The organism is Knoellia sp. 3-2P3, assembly GCF_029223115.1.
GTDB lineage: Bacteria > Actinomycetota > Actinomycetes > Actinomycetales > Dermatophilaceae > Pedococcus_A.
This window is the reverse complement of sequence record NZ_JARGZE010000002.1, coordinates 69,748-91,381: the sequence shown is the minus strand read 5'-3', so window position 1 is coordinate 91,381 and position 21,634 is coordinate 69,748. Positions and strand designations below refer to the sequence as shown.

Here is a 21,634-nt window from a genome sequence, read left to right as displayed (position 1 = left end):
GCGTGCCTGCAGAGCATGCACACGGGACTGCGCGTGGACGGCGTTGGCCACGGCTTGCCCGAGACCATAGCCGAGCCCGCCGGAAGCGTCCTAGTATGTGAACGTCTTTATCCCGGATTCTGAGACGCTTCCAGGGGCTCCCGCTCGGCCCGCGCCCGCTTCCCGAAGAGCCAGAAAAGGGTCAGGCCCAGGGCGAAGACCAGCACCGAGGTCCACACGTTGACGCGCAGGCCGAGGATCTCGTTGGCCTTGTCGCTGCGCATGAACTCGAACACGATGCGCCCGACCGGGTACCCCGCCACGTACAGGGCGAACACCTGGCCGCGTCGCAGTGCGAAGCGTCGGTCGGCCAGCACCAGCGCCAGGGCCAGGAGCAGGCACCAGAGGGACTCGTAGAGGAACGTGGGGTGGTAGGTGCCGAGGACGACAGCCTTCCCGCTGGCGTCGCGCACGGCCTCCCCCGCGCCCTGGTCCCACTGGTGGATCGTGAGCGCCCACGGCACGTCGGTCTCGCGTCCGTAGAGCTCGTTGTTGAACCAGTTGCCCCAGCGGCCGAGAGCCTGGGCGACCGCGACGCCGGGCGCCGCGCTGTCGGCGAAGTCGAGGAAGCGCACCCCGTTGCGCCGGCACCCGATCCACGCCCCGAGCGCCCCCAGGGCGATGGCCCCCCAGATGCCGAGCCCGCCCTCCCAGATGAACAGCGCCCGCACCGGGTCCCCGCCCTCACCGAAGTAGGGCTGGGGGGTGGTGATGACGTGGTAGAGGCGGCCCCCGACGATGCCGAACGGCACCGCCCAGGCTGAGATGTCCAGTGCCTGCTCGGCGCTCCCGCCCCGGTCGGCGAGCCGGCGCCCCGTGATCCAGACGGCGACGACGATGCCCGCGAGGATGCACAGGGCATAGGCACGGAGCGTCAGCGGGCCGATCTGCCACGCGGCGTCGACCGGGCTCGGGATGGCCGTCCTCACTGCGAGGCGGCCTTCACCCGGTCGGCGAACGACTGCGGGGTCAGGCCCCTGAGCTCGAGGGCCTCACCGTCCAGCTTCAGGGTCGGCGTCCCGTTGACGCCGTCCTTGGCCGACTGGGTCTGCACCGACTCGACGTACTGGTTGTGCTCGCGGGCGTCGTAGCACTTCTGCCACGTCTCGAGGCCGGCACCGGTGATGCCGGAGGCCTCGGCCACCTGCCGCAGCTGCTCGTCGGTGTAGCCGTCGCCCTCCTGGGCGGGCTGGATGGCGTACACGCCGCGGTAGTACGGGAAGAATGCCTTCTGGTCGGCGGCGCAGAACGCGGCGTTGGCGGCGCGGTTGGACGAGTCGTTGCCCAGGTTCTGGTCGAGGAACGAGAGCACGTGCACCACGAGCTTGACCTCGTTGTTCTGGGCCATCTCGTCGAGCTGGCCGCCGAAGGAGTCCTCGAACGACTTGCAGGCGGGGCACTGGAAGTCGGCCCACAGGTCGAGCGTCGGCACGTCGGCCGGTGCGGACGGGTTGACCACGAGGCCGGCCCCCATCGCCGCGGCTCCCGCCGGGATCGAGCTCCCGCCGGCGGCGAGGTCGGACTTCTTGCTCTGGTCGGCGATGATCACGCCGGCGACGACGGCCGCGATCGCGAGGACGGCGACGACGGTGGCCACGACGATCCTGTTGGCACCACCCCGGCTCTTCGGCGCGGCCGCCTCGATCTTGGCGCGGCGGTCCGCGGGCTTGGTTGCCATCTGCTCGTTGCCTTTCGTCACGTGAACAGGGTGCGTTCGAGGCTGTATGCCGTGCGCGGCCGGATCGCGAGCCACGCAGCGCACAGGACAAGCCCGACATCCCGGAGTATTTCCTCCAGATAGCGGGTCTGGGAGGGGTCGATGGTCCCGCCCTCGCCGAAGCAGCCACAGTCGATGTTCAGGCCGCGCGCCCAGGCCGACGCGATGCCGATGATGAACGCCACCAGCAGGACGCCGGACACGGCCGCGCCGGCGCGGGTGAACAGGCCCAGGACGAGCAGGCTGCCGAGGACCACCTCGAGGATGGGCAGGCCGTAGCCCACGTAGGTCGCCACGTCGAAGGGCAGGAGCTGGTAGGCCTGCACGGCCCGTGCCGAGACCTCGGGCTTGGTGACCTTCAGCAGCCCCGCGACAAGCATCACGCCACCGAGGGCCAGCCGGGCGAGCAGGCCGATGGCGTCGAGCGTGCGCGGACGGCGCAGCAGGTCCGCCTCCCCCGTGGGCGGCCGCTGCGAGAGCAGGCTCATGCGCGGGCGGCCTCTCGGACGCCGGCGGCAAGCTCCCCGACCACCTCACGCAGCCGGGCGATGCCCGCGTCGAGGTCGTCGGCCTCGGTCAGGCACCGGACCAGCGCAGAACCCACGATCACGCCGTCGGCGAACGCGGCGACCTCCGCCGCCTGCTCGCGCGTGGAGACCCCGAGGCCCACGCAGACCGGCTTGTCGGTCACCTTCTTCGTGCGGCCCACGATGACCTCGGCCGCGTCTCCCAGGCTCGTGCGTGCGCCAGTGACACCCATGTGCGAGGCCGCGTAGACGAAGCCCCTGCAGGCCTGGGTGACCGCGGCGAGGCGCTGGTCGGTCGAGCTCGGCGCGACGAGGAAGACCCGGTCGAGACCCGTCGCCTCGGTCGCCTCGATCCACGCCCCGGCCTCGTCGGGGATGAGGTCGGGGGTAATCATCCCCGCCCCGCCGGCCTCCGCGAGGTCGTGGGCGAACGCCATCGGGCCGTAGTGCAGGATCAGGTTCCAGTAGGTCATGCCGAGGGGCGGGGCACCCGCGTCGCGAACGGCGCGGGTGGCCGTGAAGAGGTCGCGGACCCTGGCCCCGCGCTTGAGCGCCTGGTCGGCGGCATACGCGATGACGGGGCCGTCCATGAGCGGGTCGCTGTAGGGCACGCCGACCTCGACGATGTCGACGCCGGCCTCGACCATGGCCACCATGGCGCGGACCGATCCGGGGACGTCGGGGAACCCGACGGGCAGGTATCCGACCAGTGCTGCGCGGCCCTCCTCCCGGCAGCGCTCGAGCACTCCGCCCACCCCGACGCTGACAGGGCTCACCAGGCTCACTGGGCGTTGCCCTCCTCGTCGATCAGCCCGAACCATCGGGCAGCAGTGTGCACGTCCTTGTCCCCGCGTCCGGAGAGGTTCACCAGCAGCAACGCGTCAGGTCCGAGTTCGGTGCCCAGCTCCATGGCGCCCGCCAGGGCGTGCGCCGACTCGATGGCCGGGATGATGCCCTCGGTCTTGCACAGCACCTCGAAGGCCCGCATGGCCTGCTCGTCGGTCGCGTACCGGTACTCGGCGCGGCCCGAGTCGCGCAGGAACGCGTGCTCAGGCCCCACGCTGGGGTAGTCGAGCCCGGCCGAGATCGAGTGCGACTCGATGGTCTGGCCGTCCTCGTCCTGCATGAGGTAGCTGAAGGTGCCGTGGAGGACACCCGGCTCGCTGCCGGCGAACCGCGCCGCGTGGCGGCCGGACTCGATGCCCTCTCCCCCGGCCTCGACCCCGACCAGGCGCACTCCCTCGTCGTCGATGAAGCGGTGGAAGATGCCCATGGCGTTGGAGCCGCCGCCGACACAGGCGACCACGGCGTCGGGAAGCCGGCCCGCGAGGTCGAGCACCTGCGCGCGGGCCTCGACGCCGATGATGCGGTGGAAGTCGCGCACCATCTCGGGAAACGGCGCCGGACCGGTCACGGTGCCGAGCAGGTAGTGGGTGTTGTGGACGTTGGTCACCCAGTCGCGCAGCGCCTCGTTGATCGCGTCCTTCAGGGTGGCGCTGCCGGTGGGCACGGCGACCACCTCGGCACCCAGCATGCGCATCCGGGCGACGTTGAGCGCCTGCCGCTCGGTGTCGACCCTGCCCATGTAGATGCGGCACTCCAGGCCCATCAGGGCGGCCGCCGTGGCGGTGGCGACACCGTGCTGGCCGGCGCCGGTCTCGGCGATGACGCGGGTCTTGCCCATCCGCTTGGTCAGCAGGGCCTGTGCCAGCACGTTGTTGATCTTGTGCGAGCCGGTGTGGTTGAGGTCCTCGCGCTTGAGCAGGACGCGGGCGCCGCCGCAGTGCTGGGCGAACCGCGGCACCTCGGTGACCAGGCTGGGTCGGCCGGTGTACGTGCGGTGCAGGTGCTCGAGCTCGCCGAGGAAGCCCGGGTCGACCATGGCCTTCCTGCGGGCCTCGTCGAGCTCCTCGAGCGCCGGGATGAGCGCCTCGGGCACGTAGCGCCCGCCGAACTCGCCGAAGCGGCCCGGCCGGGGCACGTCGACGGGGGCGTGCTCGTGCTGCTGGGTCATGCGTGTGCTCCCGCCGTGATGAGGTCATGGGCTGCCGCCCGGGGGTCGCCACCGACGACGAGCGCCTCCCCCACGAGCACCGCGTCAGCGCCCTGGGCTGCATAGGCGGCCGCGTCCTGCGGCCCCCGGACCCCGGACTCCGCCACGCGGACGCAGGTGTCGGGGATGAGCGGCACGAGCCGGCCGAAGGTGTCGGGGTCGACCTCGAGGGTCTTGAGGTTCCGCGCGTTGACGCCGATGACGCTGGCGCCGGCGTCCACCGCCCGGCGGGTCTCCTGCTCGTCGTGCACCTCGACGAGCGCGGTCATGCCGAGCGAGCGGGCGAGGTCCTGCATGCGCACGAGCTCGTCCTGGGTCAGCGCGGCGACGATCAGCAGGATGATGTCGGCGCCGTGCGCCCTGGCCTCCCAGACCTGGTAGTCGGTCACCATGAAGTCCTTGCGCAGGACGGGGATGCGCACAGCAGCGCGGACGGCGTCGAGGTCGGCCAGGCTCCCCCCGAACCGGCGGTGCTCGGTGAGCACGCTCACGGCCGTCGCACCCCCGGCCTCGTAGGCCGCGGCGAGGGCGGCGGGGTCGTCGATGGCGGCCAGGCTGCCCTTGCTGGGGCTGGCACGCTTCACCTCGGCGATGAGGGACAGACCGGTGCGGCGCAGGGCCGCCTCGGCGTCGAGCGCGACCGGCGCCTGCTCGGCGAGGCGGCGCACCTCATCCACGGAGACGGCGGCCTGCCGCGTGGCGAGGTCCTCGCGCACGCCAGCGATGATCTCGTCGAGGACGGTGGGCATGCGGCAAGGCTAACCGCCGGGGCGCGAACGCCCGGGTCAGGGTCGCAGTCCGGACAACCCCGGCAGCAGGCGCAGGAGGCCGAAGGCGACGAGCCCGGTGAACCAGGCCACCAGCAGCGGGGTCCCGTGGCGGCGCAGCGGTAGCTCCCGGCCGCGGGCGGCCGCCACGGTCCACGCCGTGAAGGCGACGGCGGCGAGGCCCGCCGTGCCCACGGCATACAGGTTGGACCCGGCGGCCTCGGCGAACCGCCCGTGGAGCAGGTCGTTGGCCGCTCGCATGCCGCCGCAGCCGGGGCAGGGCACGCCCGTGAGGAGGAGGAAGGGGCACCAACCCCAGGACCCGTCGTCGTGGGGGTCGCGCAGGACGAGCGCGGCCCCCAGCGCGGCGCCGGCCAGGGCGACCACCGCAGGAGCGCGCAGCCGCGACGAGAGCGTCGAGGTCATCGCCGCCGGAGCGTCGGCGTCAGCGGACGCCGGACTCCTGCTCCGTCTGGCGGGGCGCCGGCACGTCCTTGGCGCCGTAGCCGGCCATGCCGAGGACCTTGCCCGCGACCGCGCCGAGGACGGCCACGCCAATGCCGACCCAGAAGAGGACCGGGCTGGCCACGACGACGGCCCAGGAGGCGATGGCGCTGCCGATGAGGATGATCGTCACGGCAGTCCAGGCGGCGACGCTGTGGCCGTGGTCTTCGTGGTGCTCGTGCTCTGCCATGGTGGCGACATCTCCTGTGCTGCGAGAGGCGTGGGGTCTGGGCGCCATTGTGTCAGGTGCTGCTGCGGTCGTCGCGCACGGCCGGGCCTGCGGTGTCCGCGTCCTCGCCGGTGGCGTGCTCGCCCTCACCGGTGGCGTGCTCGCCCTTGTCGGTGGCGTGCTCGCCCGTGTCGGTGGGGTCCTCGCCCGTGTCGGTGGGGTCCTCGCCCGTGTCGGTGGGGTCCTCGCCCGCGTCGGTGGGGTCCTCGCCCGCGTCGAGCCGGTCCCAGTCGCTGGCGACGCGCTGGCCCCGTGCGCCCGCGCGGTCGGCGTCGGGGGCCTCGTAGCGTGCCCCGAGGCCCCGCCACCGGCCCGAGCCCAGCCACCCCCCGACCGCCGCCACGACCAGGAGGACCACGGCCCCGAGGGCGAGCCACGCCCACGCGGTCGCCGCGGCCCGGGTCTCGATCGTGCCCGTGCGGCCGGTGCTCGCGGCCGCGACCGACCCCAGCACCCCGGAGGGGTCGAGCAGCACGCGGCCGACGAAGGCCGCCTCGGCGAGCGCCGCGAGCAGCAGCAGGGCCAGGGTCACCCGACGGACGACCCGCCCCGAGGTGGTGCTGGCGATGGCGGCGGCCAGGGCGGCCAGGGCCAGGGCCACCACGCCGGAGGCGACCTGCGTGCCGGTGCCGCTGATCCGGCTGGCCCCCAGCACCGCGTCGTCGACGGTGCCGGTGACCCACGTGCGGGAGCCGCTGACCAGCAGCAGGCCCGCCCCGAGGATCGCCAGCAGTACCACGCCGGACTTGGTCAGGGGGTTGAGACGGCTCACCGCACGGTCCTCAAGGCGCTCGCCGCGGCCACGGCCCGCAGCGCGGCGGCGGCCTTGTTGACCGTCTCCTGGTACTCGGCCCGCGGGACGGAGTCGGCGACGATGCCGGCACCGGCCTGCACGTGCGCGACGCCGTCCTTGACCACAGCGGTGCGGATCGCGATGGCCATGTCGAGGTCGCCGTGGAAGTCGAGGTACCCGACGACCCCTCCGTAGACGCCTCGGCGGCTGGGCTCCCACTGCTCGATGAGCTGCAGGGCGCGCGGCTTGGGGGCACCGCTGAGCGTGCCCGCCGGGAAGGTGGCCGCCAGCACGTCGTAGGCGGTGCGGTCGTCGGCGATCTCGCCGACCACCGTCGACTCGAGGTGGGTGACGTGGCTGTACCGGCGCACCGTCATGAACTCCACGACGTCGACCGTGCCGGGCTTGCAGACGCGCTGCAGGTCGTTGCGACCGAGGTCGACGAGCATCACGTGCTCCGAGCGCTCCTTGGGGTCGGCCAGCAGGTCCTCGGCCAGCACGCGGTCCTCCTCCGGCGTCGCACCCCGGGGCCGCGACCCGGCGATCGGGTGGGTGATGGCCCGACGACCGGTCACCTTGACCAGCGCCTCCGGCGACGAGCCCACGACGTCGTATGCCGTGCCGTCCGGCGAGGGGAGCCGGAACAGGTACATGTAGGGGCTGGGGTTGGAGGCCCGCAGCACCCGGTAGACGTCGAGGGCGTCGGTGGTGCAGGGGGTCGAGAACCGCTGGGACACGACGACCTGGAAGACCTCGCCTGCCCGGATGGCCTCCTTGGCCTCCTCGACCATGGCCTCGAACGCCTGCTCGGTGAAGTTGCTCTCGACCTCGGCCAGCGCCGTCGACACCGCGTCGGCGTCGATCACCGCGACCGTGCTCTCGGCGGGCTGGGCCAGGTCGGCGGTCATGCGGTCGAGCCGGTCGACCGCATCCGCCCAGGCGGCCTCCACCCGCTCGTCGGTGGCGTCGTAGTTCACGGCGTTGGCCACGAGCAGCAGCGAGCCGTCGGCGTGGTCCAGCACGGCCAGGTCGGTGGCCAGCATCATCGCCAGCTCCGGCAGGTGCAGGGCGTCGAGGGCGACGGACGGGACCCGCTCCCAGCGCCGCACGGCGTCGTAGCCGACCACGCCCACCATGCCGCCGGTGAGCGGGGGCAGCCCCTCCACCGGGTCGGTCGCCAGGGCGGCCACGGTGTCGCGCAGCGCCTCGAGCGGGTTGCCCGTCGTCGGCACCCCGACGGGGGGCTCACCGATCCAGAACGCCTCCCCGTCGCGCTCGGTCAGGGTCGCCCGGCTGGCGGCCCCCACGATCGAGTAGCGGGACCAGACGCCGCCGTGCTCGGCCGACTCCAGGAGGAAGGTGCCCGGCTGGTCCTTGGCGAGCTTGCGGTAGACCCCGACCGGCGTCTCGGCGTCGGCCATGAGGCGCCGGACGACAGGGATGACCCGGCGTCCGCGGGCCAGTTCCGAGAACTCCTCGAGTGCCGGCCAGGTGGCGCCGAACGACAGGGGCGCTCGCGGGTCAGCCACGGGCGCCGCTCTCGCCCGTGGGCTCCGTGGGGGCAGCGGGCAGGTCGCGCCCGTCGAAGCAGGTGCGGGTGCCGGTGTGGCAGGCCGCGCCGACCTGGTCGACCTGCACGAGCAGGGCGTCGCCGTCGCAGTCGAGGGCGACGGACCTCACGTGCTGGACGTGCCCGGACGTGTCGCCCTTGCGCCAGTACTCACCCCGCGACCGCGACCAGAAGGTGACCCGGCCCTCGGTGAGCGTGCGGCGCAGTGCCTCGTCGTCCATCCAGCCCAGCATCAGCACCTCTCGGGTGTCGTGCTGCTGGATGATCGCGGCGACGAGGCCGCTGCCGTCACGCTTGAGGCGCGCGGCCACGGCCGGATCGAGGACGGGTGTGGCGTCGGGGGTCACCCCGTCATTCTGCCGTGCCGCCCCGGGGCGCCGGCCGCCCGCCCACGGCCCGGACCCCGCGGCATATCCGGTGCCGTTCATCGGGTGACCCGATGAACCGTCGCTCCACCCCGGGTGGCACCTCGGGTCAAGCGCACCTTCATCGGGTGACCCGATAAAGGTGCAGCGGCGTCAGTGGCGCTGCTGGGCGGCCCACGAAGCGTGCAGCGCGGCGTACACGCCGTTGTTGCGGACGAGGTCGCGGTGCGGTCCGCGCTCGACGACGCGTCCGGCGTCGACGACGACGACCTCGTCGGCCGCCTCGGCCGTGGAGAGCCGGTGCGCGATGGCGATCGACGTGCGGCCCCGAGTGAGCCCCTCCAGCGCCCGCTGGAGACGGACCTCGGTGGACGGGTCGACGGCCGAGGTGGCCTCGTCGAGCACCAGGAGGTCCGGGTCGGCGAGGTAGGCCCGGGCCAGCGCCACCAGCTGCCGCTCCCCGGCCGACAGCGACTCGCCACGCTGGCCGACGTCGGTCAGCAGGCCGCGGGGCAGGCCGTCGAGCCAGTCGGCGAGACCGAGCTCGGTCAGGGCGAGACGCACGTCGTGGTCGGTCGCGTCCGGTCGTCCGAAGCGGATGTTCTCGAGCAGCGAGGCGTCGAAGAGGAAGCCCTCCTGCGGCACGAGCACCACGCGCTCGCGCAGCGACGAGAAGCGGACGTGACGCACGTCGACGCCGTCGAGGCGCACGACGCCCTCGGTGGGGTCCATGAGGCGGGTCAGCAGCTTGGCCAGCGTCGACTTGCCCGAACCGGTCTCGCCGACGACCGCGACGCGGGAGCGCGGCGCGATGTGGAGGTTGACGTCGTGGAGCACCGTCGCGCCGCCCGGGTAGGCGAAGGAGACCCCGTCGAAGTCGACGGTGATCGGCCCGCGCGGCAGCACCTCGCCCTCGTCGCCGGGGTCGGCCACGTCGGCGGGCGTGTCGATGACGCCGATGACGCGCCGCCACCCGGCGACGGCGTTCTGCAGCTCGTTGAGCACCTCGGTGGCCTGCATCACCGGCTGGGTGAACAGGTTGACGAGGAAGAGGAAGGCCAGCAGCTGGCCGAGGGTCAGCGCGTCGCGGGTGGCCAGCACCGTGCCCACGACCAGCACGACGGCCAGGGTGAGGCCGGCGACCAGCTGCCCGGAGGAGAAGGCCACGACCGAGCGGATCTGCGCGCCCACCGCGGCCTTCCGGTGCGCCTCGACGGCCTCGTCGATGCGGGCCGCCGTGCGCTCCTCAACGCCGTAGGCGCGGATCGTCGCGGCCCCCACCACCGACTCGGAGATGGCGGCCAGCATGTCACCGACGCGCTCACGCACCTGGGTGTAGGCCCGGCCCACCGCCGTCTGGAAGCGGCGGATGACCAGCAGCAGCGGCAGGAAGCACAGCCACACCACGGCGGTGAGGGCCGGGCTGTAGACCAGCATCAGCGCCGTGGCGATCGCGATCTGGCCGAGGCTGAGGATGAGCAGGATGCCGCCGAACTGGACGAACATCGAGATGGTGTCGACGTCGGACGTCACGCGGGAGACCATCGACCCGCGCCGCTCGGTGTTCTGGGTCAGCATCGACAGGTCGTGCACGTGACGGAAGGCCTTGAGCCGCAACGTCGCCAGGCCCGACTCCGAGGCGCGGAACAGGCGGACGTTCACGGCATACGAGGTCAGGGCGGTGAGCAGCACCGCCACCGCCGCCAGCCCGACGTAGCGCCACACCAGCGCGGTGTCGGGGCCGCCCTCGGCCAGCAGGCCGTGGTCGGTGACCTGCTGCACGGCGAGCGGGACGACCACCCGTCCCAAGGTCGTGAGGCCGGCCAGCACCAGCGTGACGCCCAGGCCGCGGCGCAGCTCGGGCGAGAGCTCCAGCCCGCGGCGCAGCGTCGCCCGGGTGCCGAGGTGGGAGGTGGAGCCGATCGTGGTGCTCACCGGGCCTCCTCGTCGGCCGCGACAGCGGCTCGTTCCGCGGCCTCCCGCGCGTATGCCGTGACGAGCCGCTCGTAACCCTCGCACCTCGTGCGCAGCTCGCCGTGGGTGCCGTGGTCGACGACCCGGCCCCGCTCGAGGTAGATGACCTCGTCGGCGAGCACGATGGTCGACATGCGGTAGGCGACGACGAGGACGGTGGTGCCGGCGCTGGACTGCCGCAGCGCGGAGAGGATCGACTGCTCGACGGAGGGGTCGACGGCACTCGTCGCGTCGTCGAGGACGAGCAGCTGCGGACGGCGGATCACCGCTCGGGCCAGGGCGATTCGTTGCCGCTGGCCGCCCGAGAGGCTGGCGCCGCGCTCGCCCACGCGGGTGTCGAGCCCGTGCTCGAGGTGCTGGACGAAACCGGTGGCCTGGGCGATGCGCAGGGCCTCCCAGACCTCGTCGTCGGTGAAGTCGGCGCCGAGGGTGACGTTGCCGCGCACCGTGTCGTCGAACATGAAGGTCTGCTGCGGCACCAGCACCCCGACGGAGGGGACGCCGCCGCGGGTGACCTCTCGGACGTTGACGTCGTCGATGGTGACCGACCCCCGGTGCGGGTCGACGAGCCGCAGCGTGAGGTTGGTGAGGGTGGACTTGCCCGAGCCCGTCGGACCGACCAGCGCGGTCGTCGACCCCGCCGGCACCTCGATGGTGACGCCGTGGATGGCCTGGTGCTGCGAGACGTGCCCCTGCTCGTCGACGACGTCGTAGAGGTAGTCGACCCCGCTGAGGTGGGCGGCGGAGGCCCCCTCCTGCGGGATGTCGCGCTGGCCGTAGGCCATCTCCCCCGTGGCCCGGAGCACCGCGTCGACCCGGTCCCAGCCCACGACGGTGCGGGGCAGCTCACCGAGCACCCAGCCCAGGGCGCGGACGGGGAAGGCGAGGATCGAGATGAGGTAGGCCATCTGGACCACCTCGGCCGGTGTGATGTCGCCGCTCGCGACCCGTCCCGTGCCGACGGCCAGGACGAGCAGGGTGCCGATGGTCGGGATCGCCTCGATCACCGGGTCGAAGGTGCCGCGGGTTCGACCCACCGCGATGTTGGCGTCCCTCAGCTCGTTCGCGACGGCGGCGAACCGCTCGGCCTCCTCTGCCTCCCTACCCATCGCCTTGACCACGAGGCCCGCCTCGAAGCTCTCGTGCGCCACCTCGGAGACGTCGGCGCGCAGCTGCTGAGCTCGGGTGACCCGGGGGGACATGTGGCGCTGGAAGACCATGTTGGCCAGGAACAGGGCCGGGAAGACCGTCAGGCCGATGAGCGCCATCACCTCGTCTACGGCCAGCATCTGCACGATCCCGGCGACGAGCATGATCACGACGCCGAGCGCCATCGGCAGCGGCGCGAACACGTTCCACGTGGCCTCGACGTCGGCGTTGGCGTTGGAGAGCAGCTGCCCCGAGGGGTGCCGGTGGTGCCACGACAGCGGCAGGCGGAGGTACTGCCGGGTGACCTGGCGGCGGAAGTCCGCCCCGACGTTGTACATCGTGATGCCGGCCGCGACGCGGCGGATGACGACACCGATGACGTTGAGGAGCACCACCCCGGCCATCCACCCGCCGATGGCGAGCAGCTGGTCGGCCGTGACCTCCCCGGCCTGCACCGCGGGGGTGACGTAGTCGCGGGTGACCTTGCCGATGACCCAGGCGGTGCCGACGGTCATCACGCCGTACAGGGCGCTGCCGGCGACGGCCAGGGCGAACCACCAGGGCTGCCGGCGCACCCCGATGCCGATGATGCCGAAGCTGCGCCGCAGCGTCGGCACGGCCGCAGTGGACACACGTGCTCCTGGGGAAAGCGGTGGAGGGGGCGGGGAGCAAGCCTCTCACGCGGCAGGCATGATGGCCCGCATGACCCATCACGCCCAGGCCGAGCGCGCCGCCCTCTGCGACACCTTCGAGGCGCTGGGTCCCCACGCGCCGACCCTGTGCTCACCCTGGGACACCTCCGAGCTCGCCGCGCACCTCGTCATCCGGGAGCGGCGGCCCGACCTCGCGGCCGGCATCGTCCTGCCCGGCCTGCGCGCCCGCACCGAGCGGGTGCAGCGCGACTACGCGGCGAAGCCGTGGCCCGAGCTGGTGCACCTGGTGCGGTCCGGCCCCCCGATCTGGTGGCCGACGCGGCTCGGCCCGGTCGACGAGGCCACCAACCTGCTCGAGTTCTTCGTGCACCACGAGGACGTCCTGCGGGCCGAGGCCACGGGACCCCAGCGCGAGGTGGGCGACGACCTGCAGGCCGCCCTGTGGACCTCCCTCGGTCGCATCGGGCGGCTGCTCTTCCGCCGGGCCCGCGCCGGCGTGGTGCTCATCGCCCCCGGGCACGGCCGCCACACCGTCCACGGCCCGACCGGGCTGGGCACGGTGATCCTCCAGGGCGCGCCGAGCGAGCTGGTGCTGTTCGGGTTCGGGCGTCCGCAGGTGGCCGCGGTCGAGCCCCAGGGCGCCCCCGAGGCGGTCGAGGCCCTGCACGCCAGCCCGCTCGGCCTGGCCTGACGCGGTCTCGGGTGTCGGTGTCCACGCCTAGCATCGAGCCATGGGCGCGACCTGCCGTTTCACCGCCGAGCTCTGGCCCTGGAAACCGGACGGCGGCTGGTACTTCCTGACGCTGTCGGCCGACGCCGCCGAGGTCGTCCGTGAGCGGCCCCGGCCGCATCGCGGCTTCGGCTCCGTGCGGGTCAGGGCGACCGTCGGGAACACCACCTGGGCGACGTCGGTGTTCCCCGACGCGGGCAGCGGGAGCTACGTGCTGCCGGTGAAGAAAGCGGTCCGGCGTGCGGAGGGACTCGAGGACGGCGAACCCGTCGAGGTCGACCTCGACATCCTCGAGTAGCCGGGCGCTCAGCGCACGCAGATGCCCTCGGCGCGCATCGCGGCCTTCACCTCGCCGACGGTCAGCTCGCCGAAGTGGAACACGCTGGCGGCGAGCACGGCGTCGGCCCCCGCCTGGACTGCCGGGGCGAAGTGCTCCACCGCGCCGGCCCCGCCGCTGGCGACGATCGGGATGTGCACCTCGCGGCGCACCTCGCGGATGAGCTCGAGGTCGTAGCCGTCCTTGGTGCCATCGGCGTCCATCGAGTTGAGCAGGATCTCCCCCGCCCCGAGCTCGGCCGCCCGGGCACACCACTCGATCGCGTCGATGCCGGTGCCGGTGCGACCCCCGTGGGTCGTCACCTCGAACCCGCCGAGCAGGCTGCCGTCGTCGGCCCGGCGACGCCGCACGTCGGCGGACAGCACCAGCACCTGGGCTCCGAAACGGGCGGCGATGTCGTGGATGAGCTCGGGGCGCGCGATGGCTGCGGTGTTGACACCGACCTTGTCGGCACCGGCGCGCAGCAGCTTGTCGACGTCGTCGACGGTGCGCACTCCCCCACCGACGGTCAACGGGATGAACACCTGCTCGGCCGTGCGGCGCACGACGTCGTAGGTCGTCTCGCGGTTGCCGCTGCTCGCCGTCACGTCGAGAAAGGTCAGCTCGTCCGCGCCCTGGCGGTCGTAGGCCTTGGCCAGCTCGACCGGGTCACCCGCGTCCCGCAGGTCCTGGAACCTCACGCCCTTGACCACACGCCCGGCGTCGACGTCGAGACAGGGGATGACACGGGTGGCGACGCTCACCCGCAAAGGGTATCCGTCTAGGCTGCCGACCATGGCGGGCGACCTCATGGCTGAGCGGCTGGCCGCCATCATCACGCTGGTCGACACCAGCGAACCGCGTTGCGGCACAACCCGGCTGGTGGCCATCGACGGCCCCAGCGGCGCGGGCAAGACCACCCTCGCCCGCAGGGTCGCCGAGGCGCTCTTCGCCCCGACCATCCACATGGACGACCTCTACCCCGGCTGGGACGGCCTCTCCGAGGGTGTCCAGCGGGCCCAGGAGTGGGTCGCCGAGCCACTGGCTGCGGGGCGGCCCGCACGCTACCGGACGTGGGACTGGGTGGCCGGCCGGTACGGCCCCTGGGTGCAGGTGCCGGCCAGCGAGGTCGTCGTCCTCGAGGGCTGCGGCTCGGGGGTCCACCCGGTGGGTGCAGCGGTGTCGACGCTGGTGTGGGTGGAGGCCGACGAGGCGGTCCGGCACGCGCGCGGCCTGGCGCGCGACGCGGCATACGAGCCGTTCTGGGACCGCTGGGCGGCACAGGAACAGAGGCTGTATGCCGCGGACGGCACCCGGGCCCGCGCCCACCTGGTGGTCGACACCACCGCCGACGGGTACGTGCCCCTGCGCTGAGGCGGGCACGGGACCGTTGCCCCGCGAACCTCGTCCTTCTGCATCTGTCGGGGGCTTCCGGGGCGCACCTAGCCTGCGAGACGTGGGCCAGCTCGGCCACCGGGAACGCGTCACCCTGCCCACCGGGGTGACGGTGCCGGTCACGGAACAGGGGGACCCGACGGGGCCCGTCCTCGTGCTGCTCCACGCCTGGGCGGAGGCGACGGGGAGCTTCGACCGACTCGTCCCCCGCTTCCCGCGCTGGCTGCGTGTCGTCGCCTTCGACCAGCGGGGGCACGGCGGGGCGTCGAGACCCCCGGACGGGTACCGGCTCATGGACTTCGCCAACGACGTCGCCGCCGTGCTGGACCACCTCGGCATCGAGCGCGCCACGCTGCTCGGCTCCTCGAGCGGCGGCTACGTCGCCCAGCAGGTCGCACGGCTGCACCCCCTGCGGGTGTCGGGGCTCGTGCTCGTCGGAGCCCCGCACAGCCTGCGCACCCGGCTCCCCTTCGCCGACGAGGTGGAGGCGCTGCGCGACCCGGTGGACCCCGGCTGGGTGCGGGCGTCGCTGTCGTGGTTCCCCCTGTACGCACGGGTGCCCGAGTGGTACCTGAGGGACCGCGTCCAGGACGGGCTGCAGGTGCCTGCACTGGTCTGGCGCAAGACCTTCCAGGGACTCGTCGAGGCGGAACCGCCCACCCTGCGGCAGAAGCTGCGCGGCCCGGGGCTCGTTATCTGGGGAGCCCACGACCGCACGCTCTCGCGGGCGAGCCAGGAGGCGCTGGTGCGCTCGATCGAGAACTCCAGCCTGCTCGTCTACGAGGACACCGGACACCTCGTGTTGTGGGAGCAGCCCGGCCGCGTGGCCAACGACGCGACCCGCTTCATGGAGACCGTGGTGCTCGCCAGCCAGTCGCACGGCTAGTCGCGGCTCGCCAGCTCGAACAGGCGGTGGTCCACACCCCGGCGAGTGACGTCACTCCGTCCACAGGCGCCCGTCCTCGGGTTGCACTGAATGGGCAGGTATGCCGTCGCATCTCGTTGTGGCACAACGCTTGTCGATCGCATCCAGTCACCCTGGCTTGTCGGTGGTCGGCTCTACTGTGGTCGTCATGGAGGGGAAGCAGCAGCTGAGCATGGCCGAGTGCCGCGAGCGGTTCGCGGCTGCCCGGACGGCGATGGCTGCCCTCGGCGACGTGCTGTGGCAGGCGCCGTCGGGCGGTGGTCCGGACGGGCTGGCTGGGTTGTTGAGCGAGGTGGACGCGCTGGTCGTGGCCGGCGAGGCCGGACGGGTGGCGGTGGTCGGTGAGGCGATGGAGCGCGGGGAGACCTCTGGTGGACCCGCGGCGATGTCGGTGACCCAGTGGGTGCGCCACCATGCGCCGTCGACTCGGGCCGGTGGGGCGGGCGCGATCGTCAGCGTCGCGCAGGCGTTCCAGAAGCGGGTCAACGCCCCCGTGAAGGAGGCGGTGGACACCGGCCGGCTGCCGGCGACCTCCGCTGCCGCGGTCGTGTCCGAGCTCGAGAAGCTGCGGCCGCTGCTGGCCGAGGGCGCCGAACCGCACGTGCTCGAGGGGCTGATCGGCCTGGCCGCCGAACAGGGCCCGCGGGCCTGCCGGCAGCTGCGCCCGGCGATGCTGGCCCGCTACGGGCTGACCGACGTCCTGCAGGACCAGCAGAACCTGGGCAAGTCCTTCATCGCCCTGTCCCAGCCGAGGGACACCGGGACCGACACGTTCGAGTACCGGCTCACCCTCGACGTCGAGGGCAAGGCAGTCCTGGAGGCCGCGCTGGGCCCGCTGTCGGCGCCGAAGCCGGTCGACGGCGAACGCGACCTGCGCTCCAGCGACCGCAGGCGCGGCGACGCCTTGGTGACCCTGGTCCGGCGGGCGGTCGCGGCCGGTGACGAGGTCGGCAAGACGAACAAGACGACCCTGCTGCTCACCATGGACTGGGAGTCCTTGCGCGACGGGCTGGGCGCGGCCACCACCCTGGGCGGGCTCGACGCCGGCACCCACCTCGCCCCGGAAACAGTCCGGCGGCTGTGCTGCGACGGCTCCGTCATCCCGATCGTCCTGAACGGCCAGGGCGAGGTGATGGACTGGGGCCTGGAGAAGCGGTACTTCACCGACGCCCAGACCAAACGGCTCTGGCTGCGCGACGGGGGCTGCACCTACCCGGGCTGCGACGCCCCGCCGCAGTGGACCGACGCCCACCATCTTGCCCACTGGGCAGACCTCGGCCCCTCGGGCCTCGACAACGCCGCCCTGCTGTGCGAGCGGCACCACACGATCGTGCACACCCGCCGCTACGCCGGCCGGGTCGTCCGCGACGCGCACGGCGAACGGGTCGAGTGGGACCTGGTCCGCGGGTCCTACGACGAGCTCCTGGCCCGTCGCGCCGCCCAGGAGCCAGCGTGACCCCGCCCCACACCCCGCCAACCGCCGGCGGGGCCCCACCCCTGCGCCGAACAGGATGCGGCCTCGAGCACGTCGCACGGCGCGGCCGGCGGTGTCGCCCGCCATAATCGCCGCATGGAACCGGCAGACATGATGGCCGCGGTCACCGCCTCCCTGGAGGAGCGCACCGGTCGCACCCTCGAGGACTGGGTGGAGGAGGTGCACAAGGCGGGGCTCGATCCGCTGGACCAGAGGTCCGTGCGCGCGTGGCTCAAGGAGGTGCACGGCGTGCCCCAGAACTCCCAGTGGGCCATCGCCGACGCTGCCGCGCGCAACGCCGGCTGGGTCCGGCCCGACACCGACACCTACACGGACAACCTCTACTCGGGGGCGAAGGCCCACCTGCGACCGGTGCACGACGCCGTCATCGCCCTCGCCGAGGGCTTGGGCGACGATGCCCACCGCGAGGGCCGCAGCACCTACATCCCGGTGGTCCGCAAGACGCAGTTCGTCGCCGTGGCCCCCGGTCCCCGTGACACGGTGCGCGTCGGCTTCCGGTTCCGCGGCACCGTACCCGATGACGAGCGCCTCTCCCCCGCCAAGGGGTTCGCCCAGGCCACGCACTGGCTGCACCTGCCGGCCGACGCCGACGAGGACGACCTGCGCTCCCTCGAGCCGCTCCTCGAGGCGGCATACGAGCAGAACGCCTGAGCGTGCCCACAGGGGACCGACTCTTCCCCCGTCCCGGGGGTCTGGCACCGCGCGCTGCGCGGCGGTCACGCTCCGAGCTGCGGGCCAGGCTGCAGCGGCTGCGCCAGCGCAGCTTCCTCATCCTGCAGTGCGCCATCGGCGCCAGTGCCGCCTGGTACATCGCCAGTGACGTGCTGCACCACCGGGAGCCGTTCTTCGCGCCTGTCACCGCGGTCATCTGCCTCGGCATGTCCTACGGCCAGCGGGTCCGGCGCGTCGCAGACGTCATGCTCGGCGTGGCGATCGGCGTGCTGATCGGTGACATCTTCACCCACTTCTTCGGCTCCGGGGCCTGGCAGATCACCGTCGTCGCCGTGCTGGCCATGAGCGTGGCGACCCTGCTCGGAGCCGGTCTGCTCCTCATCACCCAGGCGGGGCTGCAGGCGGTCATCGTCACGACCCTGGTCGCCCAGCCGGGCGAGGCGTTCTCGCGCTGGATCGACGCCGTCATCGGCGGGTCTCTCGCCCTCGCCCTGACGCTGCTCGCACCCGCGGCACCGGTGCGCCGTCCGCGCCAGCGCGCAGCGGCAGTGGTGCGGGAGCTGGCCGCGATGTTGCGGGACACCGAGCGGGCGCTCCGGGAGGGCGACCACGACCTCGCCTCACGGACCCTGAGCCGGGCCCGCGCCTCGGAGTCCATGCTCAGCGACCTGCGCTCGGCCTCGGAGGAGGGCATGGCGGTCGTGCGCCTGTCTCCCTTCCGACGCCGCGACCTGCCGTCGGTGCAGGTCATCGCGGGGCTGCTCGAGCCCCTCGACCGCGCCATCCGCAACCTGCGCGTGCTGGTGCGCAGGGCCTCGATCGCCACGTGGCGCCGCGAACCGGTGCCCGCGGCATACCTGGGCCTGCTCACCAGCCTGGCGGAGGCGACCGAGGAGATCGCCGGCGAGCTCGAGGAGCGCCGCATCCCCGAGCACTCCCGCCGGGGCCTGGCCGCCATCGCTGAGGTCAGCGCCGTCATCGACCCGACGGCCGGGCTCTCCAGCGAGGTGATGCGGGCGCAGATCCGCTCCATGGTCGTCGACCTCCTCATGCTCACGGGCCTGCCGTACGAGGAGGCTCGGGAGTACATGCCGGAGTCGATGGGTGGCGAGGGCCCCGACGACCCCGATGAGGAGCTCACCGACCGCTGAGGCAGACTGCGCCGGTGAGCTCTGAGCGCCACCACCTGCCACCGCTGTGGGTCATGGTCCTCGGTCTGGTGGCCGTGGCCGCCAACCTGCGCACCGTCATGGCGAGTGTCCCGCCGCTGGTGCAGACCATCTCGAGCGACCTGGGCCTGTCCAACGCGGCGATGGGCGCCCTGACCACCCTGCCGGTGCTCTGCATGGGCGTCTTCGCCCCCTCGGCCCAGCGCCTGGCGGCCCGCGTCGGGACGGCCGGCGCGGTGGAGCTCGCTGCCGCGTGCCTCGCCGTCGGCACCGCGCTGCGGTTCTTCGGAGGGCACGTGTGGCCCCTGTATGCCGGCACGTTCGTCGCCGGGGTCGGCATCGCCGTGGGGGGCACCCTGCTGCCCGGCCTGGTCAAGGAGATGTTCCCACCGCGCCGCTCGGGCCTGGTCACCGGGCTCTACATGTTCGCCATGATGGGTGGGGCCACCGCCTCCTCGGCGCTGGCGGTGCCCCTTCGGGACTGGCTGGGCTCCTGGCAGGGGTCGCTCGCCTCCTGGTCGCTGCTCGGCGCCGTCGGCCTGCTCGCCTGGTTCCCCGTGGCCCGGGGCGCCGAGCGGCACCGGGCCGCCCACCCGCCGGCCTCGGTCGACCACCGCCTGCCGTGGCGGCACGCCACCGCCTGGCTGGTCGCGGCCTACCTCGCCGCGCAGTCGTGGCAGTTCTACTCCTCGCTGGCCTGGCTGGCGCCCACCTACGTCTCCGAGGGCTGGACCCCCACCCACGCCGGCTACCTGCTGTCGGCGTTCTCCTTCGCCCAGCTGGTGTCCGGCCTCGTCGGCCCGATGCTCACCGACCGGGTGCACGAGCACCGGATGCTCCTCCTCGGGGCGGGTGGTCTGGGGCTGCTCGGCCTGCTCGGCCTGTGGCTGGCCCCGGAGGCGGCTCCCTGGGTGTGGGCGGTCGTGCTCGGTCTCGGCCAGGGCGCGGCGTTCTCGCTCGCCCTGGTGCTCATCGTCGACTACGGCGCGACGCCCTCCGGCAGCGGCCGGCTGGCGGGCATGGCGTTCCTCATCAGCTACACCCTCGCCTCACTGGGCCCCACCACGATGGGCGCCGTGCGCGACGCCACCGGTGGCTTCGACGCGGTGTGGCTCTCCCTCGTCGCGGTGATGCTCGTGCAGCTCGCCCTGGTCCGCCAGCTGCGTCCGGGGCTGCGCCAAGTGGGGTGACCAGCGGGCCGAGCCCCGCCTCAGTCGGCGGTGACCTCGGGGCTCTGGGCGCTCGGGCCCAGGGCCTGGACCAGCGCCGCCAGGCGGCTGGCCTCGGCACGCCCCCAGGGTCCGTCGGCCTTCTGCACGGCCATGACGGCCAGGGTGTCGGCGTCGTCGAGCTCGAGGGTCACCCACGGGTCACCGCCGGAGAAGCGCAGGTCGACCACGCTGCGCCACGACACGGTGCGGGTCGTGAACAGGTTGCGCACCGTCAACGCCTCCCGCGTCGGGGTGGCGCGGATGGTCGCGTAGCGCCACAGCAGGGCCCCGATGGACAGGCCGACCGCGGCGACCAGCACCCGGTCGGCCGGTCGCCAGAGTCCGTCGGGCGGGCCCGGCAGCAGCAGCGCGATCACGCCGAACACCAGCACGCTCAGCACGGCGAACGTCCCGGAGACGACCCTGCCCCGGCGTGGGCGGAAGGTGGCGAAGGCCCCCTGACCCGAGTCGCCGGGTCCCTGCCCCGGCTCACGGGATGCGGCTCGGTGTGGCACGCTCACCCGGCCCTCAGAGCCGGCACGCGGCGATGTCCGTCACGAGGATGGCCCGGGCGCCGAGGTCGTAGAGCTCGTCCATGATCGCGTTGGTGCGGTTGCGCGGCACCATGGCGCGCACGGCCGACCACTCCTTGTTCTGCAGCTGCGACACGGTCGGCGACTCCAGGCCCGGCGTGATCGCGCACGCCTGCTCCACGAGGGCGGCCGGCACGTCGTAGTCGAGCATCACGTAGTGACGCGCCGTGATGACGCCGGTCAGCCGGCGGCGCAGCACGTCCACCGCTGCCGTCTCGTGCGTTCCCTCGCGGCGGATGAGCACGGCCTCGCTGCGCAGGATGGGCTCCCCGAAGACCTCGAGGCCCTGGCTGCGCAAGGTGGCGCCGGTCTCCACGACGTCGGCGATGACGTCGGCCACACCCAGCGTGATGGCGGTCTCCACGGCGCCGTCGAGGCGCACGACCTGGGCGCTCACGCCGTGCTCGGCCAGGTGCTTCTCCACCAGGCCGGCGTAGCTCGTCGCCACGCGGTGCCCCGCGATGTCGGCGACCGACGCGCACTGGCCCGGCCGGCCGGCATACCGGAACGTCGACCCGCCGAAGCCGAGCGTCATCACCTCGATCGCGGCGCTGCCGGAGTCGAGCAGCAGGTCACGGCCGGTGACGCCGCAGTCGACGGTGCCGGATCCGACGTAGACCGCGATGTCGCGCGGCCTCAGGTAGAAGAACTCCACCTCGTTGTCGGCGTCGATGAGCACGAGCTCCTTGGAGTCGCGGCGGACCCGGTAGCCGGCCTCCCGCAGCATCTCGGCGGACGACTCGGCAAGAGAGCCCTTGTTGGGCACGGCAATTCGCAGCATGAGTGGT

24 protein-coding genes are annotated in these 21,634 nt (G+C 73.0%); 8 read left to right on the top strand and 16 right to left on the bottom strand.

Annotated elements, in window-relative coordinates; genetic code table 11:
* Nucleotides 1–107 precede the first annotated feature (107 nt).
* From lgt to P0Y31_RS05775, 13 genes are all read right to left on the bottom strand, one after another.
* A complete protein-coding gene (gene lgt, locus P0Y31_RS05835) occupies nt 108–968 on the bottom strand; it encodes a prolipoprotein diacylglyceryl transferase (RefSeq protein WP_275867299.1) in 861 nt (286 codons plus the stop codon).
* The gene (locus P0Y31_RS05830) at nt 965–1,738 is read right to left on the bottom strand and encodes a thioredoxin domain-containing protein (RefSeq protein ID WP_275867298.1); all 774 of its coding nucleotides are present in this window, start codon (nt 1,736–1,738) and stop codon (nt 965–967) included. Before P0Y31_RS05830 ends, lgt begins: the two co-directional genes overlap by 4 nt.
* Complete coding sequence (locus tag P0Y31_RS05825; protein ID WP_275867296.1) at nt 1,735–2,244, bottom strand: MauE/DoxX family redox-associated membrane protein; 510 nt, start codon at nt 2,242–2,244, stop codon at nt 1,735–1,737. The genes P0Y31_RS05830 and P0Y31_RS05825 overlap by 4 nt, the downstream gene beginning before the upstream one ends.
* On the bottom strand, nt 2,241–3,062 hold the full coding sequence (trpA, locus tag P0Y31_RS05820) for a tryptophan synthase subunit alpha (RefSeq protein WP_275868858.1): 822 nt from the start codon (nt 3,060–3,062) through the stop codon (nt 2,241–2,243). The genes P0Y31_RS05825 and trpA overlap by 4 nt, the downstream gene beginning before the upstream one ends.
* Before the next feature lie 2 nt (nt 3,063–3,064).
* A complete protein-coding gene (gene trpB, locus P0Y31_RS05815; RefSeq protein ID WP_275867294.1) occupies nt 3,065–4,297 on the bottom strand; it encodes a tryptophan synthase subunit beta in 1,233 nt (410 codons plus the stop codon).
* Entirely contained in the window at nt 4,294–5,085 is a 792-nt protein-coding gene (gene trpC / locus P0Y31_RS05810) for an indole-3-glycerol phosphate synthase TrpC (protein WP_275867293.1), read from the bottom strand. Before trpC ends, trpB begins: the two co-directional genes overlap by 4 nt.
* A 36-nt stretch (nt 5,086–5,121) precedes the next feature.
* Nucleotides 5,122–5,529, bottom strand: a complete 408-nt coding sequence (locus tag P0Y31_RS05805) for a DUF2752 domain-containing protein (protein ID WP_275808031.1) — start codon at nt 5,527–5,529, stop codon at nt 5,122–5,124.
* A gap of 19 nt (nt 5,530–5,548) precedes the next feature.
* Nucleotides 5,549–5,797 (bottom strand): HGxxPAAW family protein, encoded by a 249-nt coding sequence (locus tag P0Y31_RS05800; protein ID WP_275867292.1) that lies wholly within the window; start codon nt 5,795–5,797, stop codon nt 5,549–5,551.
* A gap of 52 nt (nt 5,798–5,849) precedes the next feature.
* Nucleotides 5,850–6,608, bottom strand: a complete 759-nt coding sequence (locus P0Y31_RS05795; protein ID WP_275867291.1) for a Trp biosynthesis-associated membrane protein — start codon at nt 6,606–6,608, stop codon at nt 5,850–5,852.
* Nucleotides 6,605–8,158 (bottom strand): anthranilate synthase component I, encoded by a 1,554-nt coding sequence (locus P0Y31_RS05790; RefSeq protein ID WP_275867290.1) that lies wholly within the window; start codon nt 8,156–8,158, stop codon nt 6,605–6,607. The genes P0Y31_RS05795 and P0Y31_RS05790 overlap by 4 nt, the downstream gene beginning before the upstream one ends.
* A complete protein-coding gene (gene hisI, locus P0Y31_RS05785) occupies nt 8,151–8,627 on the bottom strand; it encodes a phosphoribosyl-AMP cyclohydrolase (protein ID WP_275867288.1) in 477 nt (158 codons plus the stop codon). Before hisI ends, P0Y31_RS05790 begins: the two co-directional genes overlap by 8 nt.
* Nucleotides 8,628–8,717: 90 nt before the next feature.
* Nucleotides 8,718–10,499 carry an ABC transporter ATP-binding protein gene (locus tag P0Y31_RS05780; RefSeq protein WP_275867286.1) on the bottom strand — a complete coding sequence of 594 codons (1,782 nt, stop codon included), beginning with the start codon at nt 10,497–10,499 and terminating at the stop codon, nt 8,718–8,720.
* A complete protein-coding gene (locus tag P0Y31_RS05775) occupies nt 10,496–12,319 on the bottom strand; it encodes an ABC transporter ATP-binding protein (protein ID WP_275867284.1) in 1,824 nt (607 codons plus the stop codon). The genes P0Y31_RS05780 and P0Y31_RS05775 overlap by 4 nt, the downstream gene beginning before the upstream one ends.
* A 70-nt stretch (nt 12,320–12,389) precedes the next feature.
* Between P0Y31_RS05775 and P0Y31_RS05770 the strand changes: the two genes are divergently transcribed.
* Both P0Y31_RS05770 and P0Y31_RS05765 read left to right on the top strand, forming a co-directional pair.
* Entirely contained in the window at nt 12,390–13,031 is a 642-nt protein-coding gene (locus P0Y31_RS05770) for a TIGR03085 family metal-binding protein (RefSeq protein ID WP_275867282.1), read from the top strand.
* Nucleotides 13,032–13,071: 40 nt separating this feature from the next.
* Nucleotides 13,072–13,368, top strand: coding sequence for a DUF1905 domain-containing protein (locus tag P0Y31_RS05765; RefSeq protein WP_275867280.1), 297 nt, complete (start codon nt 13,072–13,074; stop codon nt 13,366–13,368).
* Nucleotides 13,369–13,376: 8 nt separating this feature from the next.
* Here P0Y31_RS05765 and hisF read toward each other — a convergent pair whose 3' ends face one another.
* A complete protein-coding gene (hisF, locus tag P0Y31_RS05760) occupies nt 13,377–14,150 on the bottom strand; it encodes an imidazole glycerol phosphate synthase subunit HisF (RefSeq protein WP_275867278.1) in 774 nt (257 codons plus the stop codon).
* 31 nt (nt 14,151–14,181) lie between these two features.
* Here hisF and P0Y31_RS05755 point away from each other — a divergent pair, with 31 nt between their 5' ends.
* The 6 genes from P0Y31_RS05755 (at nt 14,182) to P0Y31_RS05730 (ending at nt 20,232) form a co-directional block, all read left to right on the top strand.
* Nucleotides 14,182–14,760 (top strand): (d)CMP kinase, encoded by a 579-nt coding sequence (locus P0Y31_RS05755; protein ID WP_275867276.1) that lies wholly within the window; start codon nt 14,182–14,184, stop codon nt 14,758–14,760.
* Between the two features lie 82 nt (nt 14,761–14,842).
* Entirely contained in the window at nt 14,843–15,667 is an 825-nt protein-coding gene (locus P0Y31_RS05750; protein WP_275867274.1) for an alpha/beta hydrolase, read from the top strand.
* 187 nt (nt 15,668–15,854) lie between these two features.
* A complete protein-coding gene (locus P0Y31_RS05745) occupies nt 15,855–17,162 on the top strand; it encodes an HNH endonuclease signature motif containing protein (protein ID WP_275867273.1) in 1,308 nt (435 codons plus the stop codon).
* Between the two features lie 114 nt (nt 17,163–17,276).
* Nucleotides 17,277–17,852, top strand: coding sequence for a DUF5655 domain-containing protein (locus tag P0Y31_RS05740; protein WP_275808064.1), 576 nt, complete (start codon nt 17,277–17,279; stop codon nt 17,850–17,852).
* A 2-nt stretch (nt 17,853–17,854) separates the two neighbouring features.
* Nucleotides 17,855–19,024, top strand: coding sequence for an FUSC family protein (locus P0Y31_RS05735; protein WP_275867271.1), 1,170 nt, complete (start codon nt 17,855–17,857; stop codon nt 19,022–19,024).
* A 14-nt stretch (nt 19,025–19,038) separates the two neighbouring features.
* Entirely contained in the window at nt 19,039–20,232 is a 1,194-nt protein-coding gene (locus P0Y31_RS05730) for an MFS transporter (RefSeq protein ID WP_275867269.1), read from the top strand.
* 20 nt (nt 20,233–20,252) lie between these two features.
* Here P0Y31_RS05730 and P0Y31_RS05725 read toward each other — a convergent pair whose 3' ends face one another.
* Together P0Y31_RS05725 and hisG are read right to left on the bottom strand one after the other, a co-directional pair.
* The gene (locus tag P0Y31_RS05725; protein ID WP_275867268.1) at nt 20,253–20,774 is read right to left on the bottom strand and encodes a PH domain-containing protein; all 522 of its coding nucleotides are present in this window, start codon (nt 20,772–20,774) and stop codon (nt 20,253–20,255) included.
* 7 nt (nt 20,775–20,781) lie between these two features.
* A complete protein-coding gene (gene hisG, locus P0Y31_RS05720; RefSeq protein ID WP_275867266.1) occupies nt 20,782–21,627 on the bottom strand; it encodes an ATP phosphoribosyltransferase in 846 nt (281 codons plus the stop codon).
* Nucleotides 21,628–21,634 lie beyond the last annotated feature (7 nt).

Excerpts from the sequence above, each read along its gene's own strand:
- P0Y31_RS05745 (WP_275867273.1), top strand. The coding sequence starts at position 15,855 with ATGGAGGGGAAGCAGCAGCTGAGCATGGCCGAGTGCCGCGAGCGGTTC.
- P0Y31_RS05825 (WP_275867296.1), bottom strand. The coding sequence starts at position 2,244 with ATGAGCCTGCTCTCGCAGCGGCCGCCCACGGGGGAGGCGGACCTGCTG.
- P0Y31_RS05770 (WP_275867282.1), top strand. The coding sequence starts at position 12,390 with ATGACCCATCACGCCCAGGCCGAGCGCGCCGCCCTCTGCGACACCTTC.
- P0Y31_RS05800 (WP_275867292.1), bottom strand. The coding sequence starts at position 5,797 with ATGGCAGAGCACGAGCACCACGAAGACCACGGCCACAGCGTCGCCGCC.
- trpB (WP_275867294.1), bottom strand. The coding sequence starts at position 4,297 with ATGACCCAGCAGCACGAGCACGCCCCCGTCGACGTGCCCCGGCCGGGC.
- hisG (WP_275867266.1), bottom strand. The coding sequence starts at position 21,627 with ATGCTGCGAATTGCCGTGCCCAACAAGGGCTCTCTTGCCGAGTCGTCC.
- P0Y31_RS05755 (WP_275867276.1), top strand. The coding sequence starts at position 14,182 with ATGGCGGGCGACCTCATGGCTGAGCGGCTGGCCGCCATCATCACGCTG.
- P0Y31_RS05805 (WP_275808031.1), bottom strand. The coding sequence starts at position 5,529 with ATGACCTCGACGCTCTCGTCGCGGCTGCGCGCTCCTGCGGTGGTCGCC.
- trpC (WP_275867293.1), bottom strand. The coding sequence starts at position 5,085 with ATGCCCACCGTCCTCGACGAGATCATCGCTGGCGTGCGCGAGGACCTC.
- P0Y31_RS05765 (WP_275867280.1), top strand. The coding sequence starts at position 13,072 with ATGGGCGCGACCTGCCGTTTCACCGCCGAGCTCTGGCCCTGGAAACCG.
- hisI (WP_275867288.1), bottom strand. The coding sequence starts at position 8,627 with ATGAACGGCACCGGATATGCCGCGGGGTCCGGGCCGTGGGCGGGCGGC.
- P0Y31_RS05740 (WP_275808064.1), top strand. The coding sequence starts at position 17,277 with ATGGAACCGGCAGACATGATGGCCGCGGTCACCGCCTCCCTGGAGGAG.